The organism is Pseudomonas sp. RT6P73 (assembly GCF_054897715.1).
This window is the reverse complement of the sequence record NZ_JBUBUV010000002.1, coordinates 4,962,712-4,977,047: the sequence shown is the minus strand read 5'-3', so window position 1 is coordinate 4,977,047 and position 14,336 is coordinate 4,962,712. Positions and strand designations below refer to the sequence as shown.

Sequence of the window (14,336 nt, the reverse complement as noted above, 5' to 3'; positions counted from 1 at the left end):
TTTTGTTTTTGCCGCCAATCAATAATCTGGTCGCTCCTTTCATCGCATAAGGATTTGCGAAATGAACGAGCTTTCGGGTACTCCGGCGTTAAAAATAATGATCGGGTATATAGGCGAGAAGGAAGAACGCGATGTTTATCGTGACTTTCTACTGAGCAAACTGCCCACGCCGATAAAAGACGCACCCGCTTCGCGCCTTGTTGCATTGGCCCATTCGCAACCGGAATTTCCTGAATGGTATTTGAATTCCAGGGCCATTGATCGCCAGTATCTCAAGGAGTTGATCGACGAGCATTGGCGCCTCCAGGGTCCATTGGACGATACGCTGGAGAATCTGCAGCAGGACATCCATGCCTTTGCCGAGCCCTTGCTGATTCTGGCATTGAAAGAGCAATTGAATCTGGAACTGGACGTCAACGCGACGCTGATTCGACTGTATATCCCTGCCAATCTGGCGATCGGTATCGATACCAATGCCAGTCGACTCAGACAGTCCACATTGCTGGAAGCCGCACTGCACAATTTCGAGGAGCCCGAAACGCAGGCGGGTGCGTTTCGCGATGGTTCCGGCATCTTTACCCTGGATGCCGAAAACGAACTTCAGCGGCATTCGCTGACGGTCGAACGATTTGCCGCCCTGTGTCGGTCGCTCGATATCGGTGCGCAATATCAGCAGCACATCAAGGCATTACTGACCCCCGAGGAGATCACGGCCAAAGCGACCGTTGTGCAGCAATGCACAGACAGTGAAAAAGCCGCTTTCAACGAATCAGCGCTGATCGCTTATCTGAAAAAAGACATCACGTCCTACGGTTACGGGAAACTTCGACAGATTCGTGACAATGAACCAGGCATTTTGATGGGGCGTCGTCCCTTGCACTGCCATCGGCTTTCGCTCATGGGTTTCAGGTTGTCCGGGATTGTGTTGTTCAGTGCGGTGGCGGACCCTTCAAAAATCAAAAGAACTTACGACGCACTGATTCCGCAGCATCAACGAACGATGCTGGATTGGTCGCGCCGTCTGACCCTGCTCCCGGGACAGGAGTTTGAACAGTTCAAGTTGCTCGAGGCGTTTTTTGCCAATGGCCCCAGCGGTCTCGTCGACGCCATGTTGCAAAGGAATGATGTTTATCAACAAAGCCGTCTCGACGGGACGTTGATTGCGTATGTACCGGATGATCCCGAGCACCCCTTCAAAGAGTACGAGTCCTTCACTGATTTCATGAAGGAACTGACGAGCCAGTTGCGCTCGCCGAGTTATCAAGCGTTTTTCAGCCGTTTCGTGGCGCAAAAAGACAAGGGCAAGTTTTTTGCCCGGGTTCGCGAGCGTCTCTCGACGTTCACCTGGCAACAGCGTGAACCCCTGAACATGGGGCCGTGGTGGCGAGAAACCGCGGTCGAGAATCCCGATCCAGAGCCTGTCACCAATATCATCCCCGGCGATCTCTGGCCGCAAATGGGTCTGTGGCGCAGGGAGAAAGCGATTGCAGATGCGCGGCAAATCGCCGTGCCCACTGGCGAAGAAGACGCAACCACCCGCTGGAATCGCCTGAGCAGTTATCTGAACATCGGCTGGAACGTGTTCAACTTTGGCGCCATGTTGGTTCCCTACCTCGGTGAAGCGATGCTGGCGGTCATGGTCGGGCAGATGCTCTTCGAAACCATGGAAGGCCTCGAAGACTGGAGCAAGGGAGACAAGGAAGAAGGGGCGGCCCACCTTACGGGCGTCATGATCAATTTCGCGCAGTTGGCCATCATGGCGGCCGGGCATGTCTTGCCCTCCGGTGCGGCGGCGTCTGTCAAACCATCGGCTTTTATCGCCCAGTTGAAAAAGGTTGAGCCGGCTGATGGCAAGACGCGCCTGTGGAACCCGGACCTTTCGCCCTACGCCCATGACCTGGCGTTGCCCGATGAGGCGAAGCCAAACGAGCTGGGTCTGTACCGGCACGGCGAAAAAGACATCCTCAGGCATGAAAGCAAACACTTCGAAGTGATCAACGATCCAGGCACCGGCCAGCCACGTTTGCGTCATCCGACCCGCCCCCAGGCTTATCAACCGAAGCTGGAGCACAACGGTGCCGGCGTGTGGAAGACAGAGCTCGACCACCCCCTCGAGTGGGATAAAACCACACTCATGCGGCGCATGGGGCCAACGGTCGAGGGTTTCTCTGAAAACACGCTGGAGCAGATTCGTCTCGTCAGTGGAATAGAAGAGGACGAATTGCGCAGGTTGCATGTCGTCAGCGATCCACCGCCAGCATTGCTGACCAACACCATCGAGCGCTTCAGGACCTGGGCTGATGTGAAAAAGCTGCCCGAGCAAATAAGGCTCAATGTGGTACCGGAAGCGTTCATTGAGCAGGTGCCCCGGTTGCTGGTTGAACTGCCGAGATGGCCTGAGCTAAAAAGCATCGAGCTTATTGACGGTGCCGGGCACGGAGGGCGCTCCATAAAGTTTGGCAACGTCGATGCATTGCCGGCCAACACGCTGAAGATCAGCCGTGTCGAGGTCCGTGCAGGGAAACTGCCGGAGCTTGCGGTGAAGTTTGTGAACGAGACCGACATCCACGCGATGCTCGGGCAGGGTGTTTCCACTGACGAGAAAATCCGTATCCATGCCTTGAAAAACCAGCTTGCCGAGCGGGCGGGCAATCGGAGCGGACCTCTGTTTGAGGCGCTTGATCGTCGTTTGCAACAGACCCGCAACCCGCAAGCGCTGGTACTTCAAGACGCGTTCAGCGGACTTCCCACTGCGATAGCCCGGGAGTTGCTGGCCGACATCAAACCGCAAGACCTGCTCAACATCACCGAGCCGTCGCGCATCCCCTTGCAGCTCAGGGAACGTGTGAGAGTCACCTTGCAGGCAATACGAACCGCGCGCGCTTATGAAGGGCTCTTCCTCGATTCGCCGTACGGTGTGGACACCGAGCGGCTGGCGTTGCGCTCGTTGCAAGCATTGCCCAACTGGCCCGAAAACGTTCGGATCGAAATCCGTGAAGACTCATTCGACGGACCGTTGCGCGACAGCATCGGCCCGGCAGATGCCAGTCATCGCAGAACCCTGGTCAGCGAGGACGGTCAGTACCAGGCATACGATAGCGATGAGCTTAATTTGCACGGCGCCGATAATCTTTACGCCTCGGTGTTGCATGCCCTGCCTGACGCCGAACGAAACGCGCTGGGGTATCACATCAATCAAGGCACTACGCTCAAGCACGCCATTCAGAAAGCGCCGTTACCACGAGACACGTTCAGAGTCCTGCTCGCGGATAACCCTGTGCGCAAACCGGCGTATGACCCCGCCACCATGCGCTTGCGTGGCGGCATGCGCGGAGTGGCTAAGGGGCTGCGTCGAGTCAACGGGCCGATGACGCCGCAAGAGCGGGTCCGTGTCGTCCGCCCCGGATGGACGGAGGCCGAAGCCCTGGCTTATCTGCAGGCGGGTGGCAGCGATGTCAGTCTGGAACAGAGAGCGAGCGCACTCGAAGCGGAATTCGATCGGCTCAACGCCAATTTTCAACGCTGGCTGAGCACGCCGACCGAGGCGTTTCGCTTCACGCCTGCCGGCATCGCCGAATGGCAGTCCAGAAATGCGTTATACAAAGCGGTCAGGGAGTGCTGGCAGCAAACCGGGTTGCGCGATGTGGATTCGTTCGGCAATCTGCACGGCGCCGTCCTCGACCTGGAAAACATGCCGCTGGGGCGTCATCTGGGAACCATGCCAGCGCTGGAAGGCAATTTCGATCACGTCACACGCCTCAATCTGACCTTGACCGAATTGACCGATGCGCACGTTTCCTTCCTCGATCATTTTCCCCGCTTGCGGTCGCTTAGCATCAACGGAAATTCGCTCAGCAGGCTTCCTCGTGTCATCGGCCGCATGCGCGCGCTGACGGAACTCAACCTGCGTGGAAACCGGATTGTCCTGGATACGCAAGGCGTTGCTGATCTGCGAAACCTGACGCGACTTGAGACCTTGGACATGCTCGGCAACCCATTGGGAAGAGTTCCGGATATTGGCAGCATGAAAATGTTACACACCCTGATCCTGGCTGACACCGGCGTTCATACCTGGCCTGAGGGATTGTTCGCACAACCGCGGTTCAGGCATTTTTACCTGGATATACAGGGTAACGAAATCACGCAAATCCCCACGGTGCCCCGTGGTTCTGGCCAGGCAGAACTGCTGGCGCGCACGGTGTTGAACCGGGAGCCGCAGTGGTTGGCGGAGGCCAATCTGCAGACGCTCAGGGACTACATCGAGTCTGTCGGCATGGACCCTGATCGACCTTATCCGCCGCGCGGTGTGCGCGACAGTCTCGACTGGGAGACAGGTATGACACGGCCGGAGTGGGTGACGAAACAAGAGGTCTGGAACAGCGTCGAGGATGAGGTTGGATCGGTCGGGTTTTTCAATGAAATTCGTAAACTCACCGAGTCTGGGCATTTCAGGCACGACCGTGCGTTTCGTGTCGACATGACCGCCAAGGTCTGGCGAATGCTCGACGCCATGGCCAAGAATACCAAGCTGCGCCAAAAGCTCTTCACCATGACCACCGTGCCCACGGCGTGCGTCGATGCCGGTGCGCAGCTGTTCAATGCCATGGGGCTGGAGGTGCTGATTCATGAAACCTATGAACTGGCCAACCCCGGACTGGTGGAGACCGAGCTGGTGACGTTGGCGCGGGGCAAGTCGCGGCTGGATGAACTGAGCAGGATTGCCCGCAAAACGATCTCCGAACGCGAGGCGACGGGCGAGGAATTCAGGCGCGTGAATGCCACAGGCGAGGTGACAGGCACGATTGATGAAGTGGAAGTTCACCTGGCCTTTATGACGGATCTTGCCAACCGGCTGGACCTGCCCTGGCAGTCTCGAAACATGCAGTTCAGAGGGATTGCCGGCGTAACGTCAGAGATGATCGAGTCTGCGTACCGACGTGTGCTGGACCTTGAGGAAGGTGAGCTGCTCGGTGATTTGCTCGTCGAGCAGCCGTTCTGGTCATCCTACGTCGAGGGCTCCAACCGAAGTGCCTTCAAAGGCTTCAGGCGCAGGATCGATGCCACGACAGAGTTCTATATGGCATTGGACGAGCGCGCGACCGACACGACGCTTTCCCTTGAGGAAAAGGCTCGGTTGAAGGAAGAACTCAGGGTGCTCGGCGCTGAACTGAACAAACCGGAAAGCGCGTTTGCGCCGGGACGCGTCATGACCGAAGCGGAATATGCCGCCGAGTTGAATGTAATCGATGAAGACAAAAAAGCGTTGGTCAAAACCCTCACACAGCAGGCGATCGACCGGGCAAAACTGCAAAGGGTAGAAATCCCCTTTGCCGTACAACCGGACGACTGATCACTATCGGTTTTCGCAGGGGCCTGGCAAGCCAGACTCCTGTGATTTCGATTCGGTTTGTCAGGCCCCTCGAACAGTCAAAACAGGAAATAACGCTGGGCCATCGGTAGCACATCCGCTGGCTCACACCACAACAAAACGCCGTCTGCTTTGACCTGGTAAGTCTGCGGATCGACATCGATAGTCGGCAGATAGTCGTTGTGGATCAAGTCGGTTTTCTGCACGTCGCGGCAACCTTTGACCACGGCGATTTTCTTCTTCAAACCCAAGGCTTCGGGCAACCCGGCCTCCTGCGCTGCCTGGCTGATGAAGGTCAGGCTGGTGGCATGCAACGAGCCGCCGTAGCTGGCAAACATCGGGCGGTAGTGTACCGGTTGCGGTGTCGGAATTGACGCATTGGCATCGCCCATCAGGCTGGCCGCAATGGCGCCGCCCTTGAGGATCAAGGTCGGTTTGACGCCGAAAAACGCCGGGCGCCAGAGCACCAGATCCGCCCATTTGCCCACTTCAACCGATCCCACTTCATGGCTGATGCCATGGGTGATCGCCGGGTTGATCGTGTACTTGGCGATGTAGCGTTTGGCGCGGAAATTGTCGTTGCCCTCGCCATCACCGGGCAGCGCACCGCGCTGCTTTTTCATCTTGTCGGCGGTCTGCCAGGTGCGCGTGATCACCTCACCGACGCGGCCCATGGCCTGGCTGTCGGAGCTGATCATCGAGAACGCGCCGAGGTCGTGCAGGATGTCTTCGGCGGCAATCGTTTCGCGGCGGATGCGGCTTTCGGCGAAGGCCACGTCCTCGGCAATGCTCGGGTCCAGGTGATGGCAGACCATCAGCATGTCGAGGTGTTCGTCGATGGTGTTGCGGGTGAACGGCCGGGTCGGGTTGGTCGAGCTCGGCAGCACGTTGGCAAAACCGCAGGCCTTGATAATGTCCGGGGCGTGGCCGCCACCCGCACCTTCGGTGTGATAGGTGTGGATGGTGCGACCCTTGAAGGCGGCGAGGGTGGTTTCGACGAAGCCCGACTCGTTGAGCGTGTCGGTGTGGATGGCGACCTGCACGTCGTATTGATCGGCAACAGTCAGGCAGTTGTCGATGCTAGCCGGTGTGGTGCCCCAGTCTTCGTGCAGTTTGAGGCCGATGGCGCCGGCCTTGACCTGTTCGATCAACGGCTCCGGCAGGCTGGCGTTGCCCTTGCCGGTGAAGCCGATGTTCATCGGGAACGCGTCGGCGGCCTGGAGCATGCGCGCCAAGTGCCACGGCCCGGACGTGCAGGTGGTTGCGTTGGTGCCAGTGGCCGGGCCGGTACCGCCGCCGATCATGGTGGTGACGCCGCTCATCAGCGCTTCTTCGATCTGTTGCGGGCAGATGAAGTGGATGTGCGTGTCGATGCCCCCGGCGGTGAGGATCATACCTTCACCGGCAATGACTTCGGTGCTGGCGCCGACCGCGATGGTCACATTCGGCTGGATGTCCGGGTTGCCGGCCTTGCCGATGCCGGCGATGCGACCGTCCTTGAGGCCGACGTCGGCTTTGACGATGCCCCAGTGGTCGATGATCAGCGCGTTGGTGATCAGGGTGTCGACGACTTCTGCGGCCAATAGTTGGCTCTGGCCCTGGCCGTCGCGGATGACTTTGCCGCCGCCGAATTTCACTTCTTCGCCGTAGGTGGTGAAGTCTTTTTCCACTTCGATCCACAGCTCGGTATCGGCCAGACGGACCTTGTCACCGACGGTGGGGCCGAACATGTCGGCGTAGGCTTGTCTAGAGATCTTCATGCGCTTGCCTTGAGATTCAATTGGATTTGAGACCGCTCGCATAGCTCGCTATCGCGGGCAAGCCTCGCTCCTACAGGGGTAGGCGATCAATTGTAGGAGCGAGGCTTGCCCGCGAAGGGGCCAGAACAGACACCGCATTTGTTAGAGGTCACCCATGATCCGTCCGGCAAACCCGAACACCCGGCGATGCCCGGCCAGGTCGACCAACTCAACCTCACGACTCTGCCCCGGCTCGAAGCGCACGGCGGTGCCAGCGGGGATGTTCAGGCGCATGCCGCGACTGGCTGCGCGGTCGAAGGTCAGGGCGTCGTTGGTTTCGAAGAAGTGGTAATGCGAGCCGACCTGGATCGGCCGGTCGCCGCTGTTGGCCACTTTCAGGCTGACAGTGCGGCGGCCCACATTGAGTTCGATGTCGCCGGGCTGGATCTGGTATTCACCGGGAATCATCAATGGGCTCCCTGGAGAATCTTGTAGTAGAGGGCAGTCGGTTTGTACTGGCCGCTCGGGTCGCAGGCGTAGTCAGGGATTTCACCTGATTTGGTGTAACCCAGGGCTTTGTAGAAATCTTCCGCGGGGGAGCCGGCTTCGGTGTCGAGGTAAAGCATGCCGCGCTTGTGCTGGAGCGCGGCCTGTTCCAGCGCGCTCATCAATTGTTGGCCCAAGCCACGGCGGCGCGCATGCTCGCGCACCAGCAGCTTCTGCACTTCGGCACGGTTCAGGCCATTGGCCTTCTGGCACAGGGTCAATTGCACACTGGCCTGCACTTGCTCGTCCTTGACCACCACCCACAGCAGCACGTTGCCCTTGTTCAGGTTGTCCTGAACGTCATCGAAATAGGCGCGGGCCGCGGCGGCGTCCAGATTGGCCATGAACCCGACACTGGCGCCATAGCCGACAGCGTCGAGAAGCAGGTCAATCAGACCCTGACGATAGTGTGCAAAGCTTTCAACATTGACGCGGCGCAGTTGGGCAGCGTTCATCGGCAATTACTCCTTGTTGGCGGGCGGCGGCTCCGCGCCAGGATTGAGGGTCAGTTGCATGAAGGTCAGGTCCAGCCAGCGACCGAATTTTGTGCCCACCTGGGGCATCTCACCGGTGATCAAGAAACCGGCCCGTTCATGCAAACGAATGGATGCTGCGTTGCCGCTTTCGATGGCCGCGACCATGACATGTTTGTCACAGCCTTTGGCGCGCTCGATCAGCGCCGTCATCAATTGCGGGCCGAGACCGTTGCCACGCTGGTCGCTGCGCACGTAGACCGAATGCTCGACGGTGTGGCGGAACCCGTCGAACGGCCGCCAGTCGCCAAATGAAGCGTAGCCCAGCACCGTGTTATCACCGTCGACAATCACCAGGATCGGATAACCCTGGACTTGCCGGGCGCTGAACCAGGCCTGACGGTTGCCCAGGTCCACGGCCTGTTCGTTCCAGATCGCCGTGGTGTTGAGCACGGCGTCGTTGTAGATGTCGCGGATCGCCGGCAGGTCGGCGTGCAGCGCATCGCGGATTTGATAGCTCATGGCGCGTCCTCAGGCGATGGGTTGGTGAACGGTGACCAGTTTGGTGCCGTCGGGAAAGGTCGCTTCAACCTGGATCTCCGGGATCATTTCCGGGATGCCTTCCATCACTTGTTCACGACTGAGCAGGGTGGTGCCGTAGTGCATCAGGTCGGCCACGGTCTGGCCGTCACGCGCGCCTTCGAGCAGCGCTGCGGAAATATAGGCCATGGCTTCCGGGTAATTGAGTTTCACGCCGCGCGCCAAACGCCGCTCGGCCACGAGGCCGGCGGTGAAGATCAGCAGCTTGTCTTTTTCGCGTGGGGTCAGGTCCATCGTTTGGAATCCATAATCGGCAGTTAAAAAAGCTTTCTGTAGGAGCGAGGCTTGCCCGCGAAGGGTGCGCCTCGGTTTAACAGGGGGACCGCGTTATCGTTCTTCGCGGGCAAGCCTCGCTCCTACAGGAATCGTATTTCAGGTGCTCCATATTCTTGGGGGCAAGGCTTCGCGGCCGAGCAATGCGGGCCTGAGCAAACGCCACAAATCAATCAACCAGCCCCGCGCCAACAGCGCTTCACTGGCCAGGCACCGCGCCACCAGAAGCCCCGGCAATTGCGTCAGATCTCCGCGCACTGCATTGGGCAGCGAGCGACAGGTTTCCAGCAGCTCGCTATCAATCTCCCCCGTCACCAGCAACGTCGCAAACACCGGTTGCCCATCCAGGCCAATCGGCGAGTCGAGCAAACCATCATCCCCGACAATGCGCTGGCGTTCGTGCCAGAGCAACTGGCCGTCGCGGCGGATATCCAGTTGCGCCTGAAAATGGCCGAGGTCGAAGCGTTCGCCACTGGCCGGGCGGCCCAGTGCTACAACGTCCCAGTAAAACAACCGTGCGTCGCCCTCCAGATCAATGGAGGTGCTGAGTTCGGCCTGAGCGTCGCTGAAGATAATCGTCTCTTGCGGCAGCCATTCCAGTGTCGCACCGGGTGCCACTTTCAATGCCAGCCGCTGATAGGCGGGCCCCGCCGCGCGATACCACTTGGCAGCACCCGGGCTGGTGATTTGCGCCCAGGCATTCGTGCCGACACTGGCCGAGATATCCAGTCGATCCCCGCCGGCAATTCCTCCGGGCGGATGAACGATGATGTGTTGGCACACCTCGGGCCCTTCGGCATACAGGTGCTTCTGCACCCGAAGCGGGCCTTTGTGTCGGCGCTGGACCGGGCGCGTGCTGTCGCCGAAACGGGCGTAGCCCAGTTCCAGCTCGGCATGCCAACTTGGGGTAAACAGGACAGTGGGGACAGGTAGATTCATATTTTCTAATTATCGTCAGGACGCTACAGACTAGATCGTAACAAGACCACGTACACCCTCGGCTTCCATGTTTTCGCCGCGACCTTGCTGCACGATCTCGCCCCGGGACATTACCAGGTACTGGTCGGCCAGTTCGGCGGCGAAATCGTAGAACTGCTCTACCAACAGAATCGCCATGTCTCCCCGGGCCGCGAGTTTTTTGATCACCACGCCGATCTCCTTGATCACCGACGGCTGGATGCCTTCGGTGGGCTCATCGAGAATCAACAGTCGTGGGCGGCTGGCCAGTGCGCGACCGATCGCCAATTGCTGCTGTTGGCCGCCGGACAAGTCACCGCCGCGTCGTTGCTTCATTTGCAGCAGCACCGGAAAAAGCTCGTAGATGAATGCCGGGACTTCCTTGGCTTCAGAACCAGGAAATCGCGACAGGCCCATCAGCAGGTTTTCTTCCACGGTCAACCGGCCGAAAATCTCGCGTCCCTGAGGCACATAAGCGATCCCGGCATGCACTCGCTGATGCGGCTTGAACGTGGTGATCGGTTTGCCTTCCCAGTTCACCGCGCCTTCTTTGGCCGGCAGCAAACCCATCAAGCACTTGAGCAGGGTGGTTTTACCCACGCCGTTGCGCCCCAGCAGGCAAGTGACTTCACCGACCTTCACGTCAAACGTCAGGCCCCGCAGGATGTGGCTACCGCCGTAGTACTGGTGCAGCTTTTCGACTTGCAGCATGTCCAGATTCCTTAAATTTCAAACAGAACCCCTGTGGGAGCTGGCCTGCCAGCGATGGGGACGGCACATCCAGCATTGATGTTGTCTGACCCATTGCTATCGCTGGCAGGCCAGCTCCCACAGTGACCGTGTTCGCAGGTTCAGCGACCGAGGTACACCTCGATCACCCGCTCGTTATCCTGTACCTGTTCCAGCGACCCTTCGGCCAGCACGCTGCCCTGGTGCAACACGGTGACGTGGTCGGCGATGGAGCCGACGAAGCCCATGTCGTGTTCCACCACCATCAGCGAATGCTTGCCGGCCAGGCTTTTGAACAGTTCGGCGGTGAACTCGGTCTCGGCATCGGTCATGCCCGCCACCGGCTCGTCGAGCAGCAGCAGTTGCGGGTCTTGCATGAGCAGCATGCCGATTTCCAGAAACTGCTTCTGGCCGTGGGACAACAACCCCGCCGGGCGATTGACCGAGGCTGTCAGGCGAATGGTTTCCAGCACTTCGCTGATGCGGTCTTTCTGTTCGCCACTGAGGCGAGCCCGCAGGCTGGCCCACACCGACTTATCGGTTTTCTGCGCCAGTTCCAGGTTCTCGAACACGCTCAAGGCTTCGAACACGGTCGGCTTCTGAAACTTGCGACCGATGCCGGCCTGGGCAATCTGTACTTCGCTCATCGACGTCAGGTCCAGGGTTTCGCCGAACCAGGCTTTGCCGTGACTGGGTCGAGTCTTGCCGGTGATCACGTCCATCAGCGTGGTCTTGCCGGCGCCGTTGGGGCCGATGATGCAGCGCAATTCGCCGACGCCGATGTACAGGTTCAAGTCGTTCAGCGCCTTGAAACCATCGAAGCTGACGCTGATGTCTTCCAGGGTCAGGATCGTGCCGTGGCGGGTGTCCAGGCCGGGGCCGACACGTTGCCCGAGGCCGATGGCGTCGCGGCTGCTGCCGGCGTCGCGGTTGGGTTCCAGAGGCGGAAAAAACGCCGGTTCGAGCATGAATTCAGCCGTCGCAGTGACTCTCATGATTCACCTCTCTTTTTCAGCAGACCGATCACGCCTTTGGGCAAATACAAGGTCACGACAATGAACAGCGCGCCAAGAAAGAACAGCCAGTATTCGGGGAACGCCACGGTGAACCAGCTCTTCATCCCGTTGACCACGCCGGCGCCGAGCAGCGGACCGATCAGCGTGCCGCGTCCACCGAGGGCCACCCAAACGGCGGCTTCAATGGAGTTGGTCGGCGACATTTCACTCGGGTTGATGATCCCGACCTGCGGCACGTACAACGCCCCGGCCAGACCACACAGCACCGCGCTCAACACCCAGACGAACAGCTTGAAACCGCGTGGATCGTAGCCGCAAAACATCAAGCGGTTTTCCGCATCCCTTAACGCCGTCAGCACGCGTCCGAACTTGCTTTGCGCCAGTCGCCAACCGATAAACAGACTCGCCACCAGCAATACCACCGTGGCGAAAAACAGCACCGCACGGGTGCCCGGCTCGGTGATGCCGAACCCGAGAATCGTGCGGAAATTGGTGAAGCCGTTGTTGCCGCCAAACCCGGTTTCGTTACGAAAGAACAGCAGCATCCCGGCGAAGGTCAGAGCCTGGGTCATGATCGAGAAATACACGCCCTTGATCCGCGAACGGAAGGCGAAGAATCCGAACACCAACGCCAGCAACCCCGGCGCCAAGACCACCAGGCACATCGACCAGAGGAAGCTGCTGGTACCGGTCCAGTACCACGGCAGTTCGGTCCACGACAGGAAGGTCATGAACGCCGGCAAGCCATCGCCCGACGCCTGGCGCATCAGGTACATGCCCATCGCATAACCACCGAGGGCGAAGAACAGGCCGTGGCCGAGGGACAGCAGGCCGGCGTAACCCCAGACCAGATCCAGCGCCAGGGCGACGATGGCGTAGCACAGAATCTTGCCCACCAATGTCAGCGTGTAGGCCGAGACGTGAAACACACTGTCCGGCGACAACAGCGAGAGCAGCGGCAACGCCAGCAACAGAACGAGGATCACCGCGCCAACCGCGATCGTGACTTTGGGGCCGGCCTTTTGCGTGGCCGTGAGCATTAGAGGCTGGTTCATCAGTCGATCACCCGTCCTTTCAGTGCGAAGAGGCCTTGCGGACGCTTCTGGATGAACAGAATGATCAGCGCGAGGATCAGGATTTTGCCGAGTACGGCGCCGATCTGCGGTTCGAGAATTTTGTTGGCAATGCCCAGGCCGAACGCGGCCAGGACGCTACCGGCCAACTGACCGACACCGCCGAGCACCACCACCAGGAACGAGTCGATGATGTAGCTCTGGCCGAGGTCCGGGCCGACGTTGCCGATCTGGCTGAGCGCCACGCCGCCGAGCCCGGCAATGCCTGAGCCGAGGCCGAACGCGAGCATGTCGACCCGCCCGGTGGGTACGCCGCAGCAGGCGGCCATGTTGCGGTTCTGGGTCACGGCGCGAACGTTCAAACCGAGGCGTGTCTTGTTCAGCAGCAACCAGGTCAGCACCACCACAAACAGCGCGAAAGCGATGATCACGATGCGGTTGTACGGCAGCACGAGGTTGGGCAGCACTTGAATCCCGCCCGAGAGCCACGCCGGGTTGGCCACTTCAACGTTTTGCGCGCCGAACAGCAACCGGACAAGCTGAATCAGCATGAGGCTGATGCCCCAGGTCGCCAGCAGGGTTTCCAGCGGGCGGCCGTAGAGGTGCCGAATCACCGTACGTTCCAGCGCCATGCCGATCGCGGCGGTGACAAAAAACGCCACCGGCAGCGCGATCAGCGGGTAGAACTCGATGGCTTGCGGGGCGAAGCGTTGGAACATCAACTGCACCACGTAGGTCGAGTACGCGCCGAGCATCAGCATCTCGCCATGAGCCATATTGATCACGCCGAGCAGGCCGAAGGTGATCGCCAGGCCTAATGCCGCGAGCAGCAAAATCGAACCCAGCGACATGCCGCTGAACGCCTGGCCGAGGATCTCGCCGATCAGCAGTTTGCGTTTGACTTGCGCCAGGCTGGTTTCAGCGGCGGTGCGCACGTTGGCGTCGGCTTCGACGCCCGGTTCCAGCAGGCTTTCGAGGCGGGTGCGCGCCAGTGGATCACCGGTTTCGCCGAGCAGACGCACTGCCGCCATGCGCACGGCCGGGTCGGTGTCGACCAGTTGCAAGTTGGCCAGGGCCAGGCTCAGGGCGGCGTGAACGGTTTCATTTTTTTCGCCAGCCAGTTGCCGGTCGAGGAATTTCAGCTGCGCGGGTTTGGCGCTTTTCTGCAATTGCTGCGCGGCGGCCAGACGGATTTTGGCGTCGGCGGCGAGCAATTGGTGGCTGGCCAGCGCGGTGTCGATCAGACCCCGCAGGCGGTTATTCAGGCGCAGGGTTTTCGGTTGGCCGTCTATGGTCAACTCGCCTTGTTGCAGGGCGTTGATCAATTCGACACGGGCCGGCTCGGGCTGCGCGGCCCAGGATTCCAGAAGCTTGGCTTGCTGCACGGGGTTGGCGGCGACGAAGTCTTCGGCATCGCCCGCATGGGTGGCCATCGGCAGTAGCAGCGCGAGGGCGAGGATGACGCGGTAAAGGGCGGTGGGCATAAGTGGTGTTCCTGTTAAATCGACCCCTCACCCCAGCCCTCTCCCCAATGGGGAGAGGGGGAAAGGGGGCCGATCTTC

11 protein-coding genes are annotated in these 14,336 nt (G+C 59.8%); 1 reads left to right on the top strand and 10 read right to left on the bottom strand.

Annotated features, from left to right (window positions below; genetic code table 11):
• Nucleotides 1-61 precede the first annotated feature (61 nt).
• Nucleotides 62-5,350: an NEL-type E3 ubiquitin ligase domain-containing protein gene (locus ACYZT6_RS23120; RefSeq protein WP_462028772.1), complete on the top strand. Its 5,289-nt coding sequence runs from the start codon at nucleotides 62-64 to the stop codon at nucleotides 5,348-5,350.
• 77 nt (nucleotides 5,351-5,427) lie between these two features.
• Here the strand turns inward: ACYZT6_RS23120 and ureC are convergent, their stop codons facing one another.
• The 10 genes from ureC to urtB form a co-directional block, all read right to left on the bottom strand.
• Nucleotides 5,428-7,128: an urease subunit alpha gene (gene ureC, locus ACYZT6_RS23115; protein ID WP_462028771.1), complete on the bottom strand. Its 1,701-nt coding sequence runs from the start codon at nucleotides 7,126-7,128 to the stop codon at nucleotides 5,428-5,430.
• A gap of 141 nt (nucleotides 7,129-7,269) precedes the next feature.
• On the bottom strand, nucleotides 7,270-7,575 hold the full coding sequence (locus ACYZT6_RS23110) for an urease subunit beta (RefSeq protein WP_008146494.1): 306 nt from the start codon (nucleotides 7,573-7,575) through the stop codon (nucleotides 7,270-7,272).
• Complete coding sequence (locus ACYZT6_RS23105; RefSeq protein WP_462028770.1) at nucleotides 7,575-8,108, bottom strand: GNAT family N-acetyltransferase; 534 nt, start codon at nucleotides 8,106-8,108, stop codon at nucleotides 7,575-7,577. The genes ACYZT6_RS23110 and ACYZT6_RS23105 overlap by 1 nt, the downstream gene beginning before the upstream one ends.
• Nucleotides 8,109-8,114: 6 nt before the next feature.
• Nucleotides 8,115-8,648: a GNAT family N-acetyltransferase gene (locus ACYZT6_RS23100; protein WP_462028769.1), complete on the bottom strand. Its 534-nt coding sequence runs from the start codon at nucleotides 8,646-8,648 to the stop codon at nucleotides 8,115-8,117.
• A gap of 9 nt (nucleotides 8,649-8,657) precedes the next feature.
• Entirely contained in the window at nucleotides 8,658-8,960 is a 303-nt protein-coding gene (gene ureA / locus ACYZT6_RS23095) for an urease subunit gamma (RefSeq protein ID WP_177062639.1), read from the bottom strand.
• 138 nt (nucleotides 8,961-9,098) lie between these two features.
• Complete coding sequence (locus tag ACYZT6_RS23090) at nucleotides 9,099-9,938, bottom strand: urease accessory protein UreD (RefSeq protein ID WP_462028768.1); 840 nt, start codon at nucleotides 9,936-9,938, stop codon at nucleotides 9,099-9,101.
• Nucleotides 9,939-9,968: 30 nt separating this feature from the next.
• Nucleotides 9,969-10,667, bottom strand: coding sequence for an urea ABC transporter ATP-binding subunit UrtE (gene urtE / locus ACYZT6_RS23085; protein WP_462028767.1), 699 nt, complete (start codon nucleotides 10,665-10,667; stop codon nucleotides 9,969-9,971).
• 140 nt (nucleotides 10,668-10,807) lie between these two features.
• Nucleotides 10,808-11,680 (bottom strand): urea ABC transporter ATP-binding protein UrtD, encoded by an 873-nt coding sequence (gene urtD, locus ACYZT6_RS23080; protein ID WP_462028766.1) that lies wholly within the window; start codon nucleotides 11,678-11,680, stop codon nucleotides 10,808-10,810.
• Nucleotides 11,677-12,756 carry an urea ABC transporter permease subunit UrtC gene (urtC, locus tag ACYZT6_RS23075; RefSeq protein ID WP_462028765.1) on the bottom strand — a complete coding sequence of 360 codons (1,080 nt, stop codon included), beginning with the start codon at nucleotides 12,754-12,756 and terminating at the stop codon, nucleotides 11,677-11,679. The genes urtD and urtC overlap by 4 nt, the downstream gene beginning before the upstream one ends.
• On the bottom strand, nucleotides 12,756-14,258 hold the full coding sequence (gene urtB / locus ACYZT6_RS23070; protein ID WP_462028764.1) for an urea ABC transporter permease subunit UrtB: 1,503 nt from the start codon (nucleotides 14,256-14,258) through the stop codon (nucleotides 12,756-12,758). The genes urtC and urtB overlap by 1 nt, the downstream gene beginning before the upstream one ends.
• Nucleotides 14,259-14,336 lie beyond the last annotated feature (78 nt).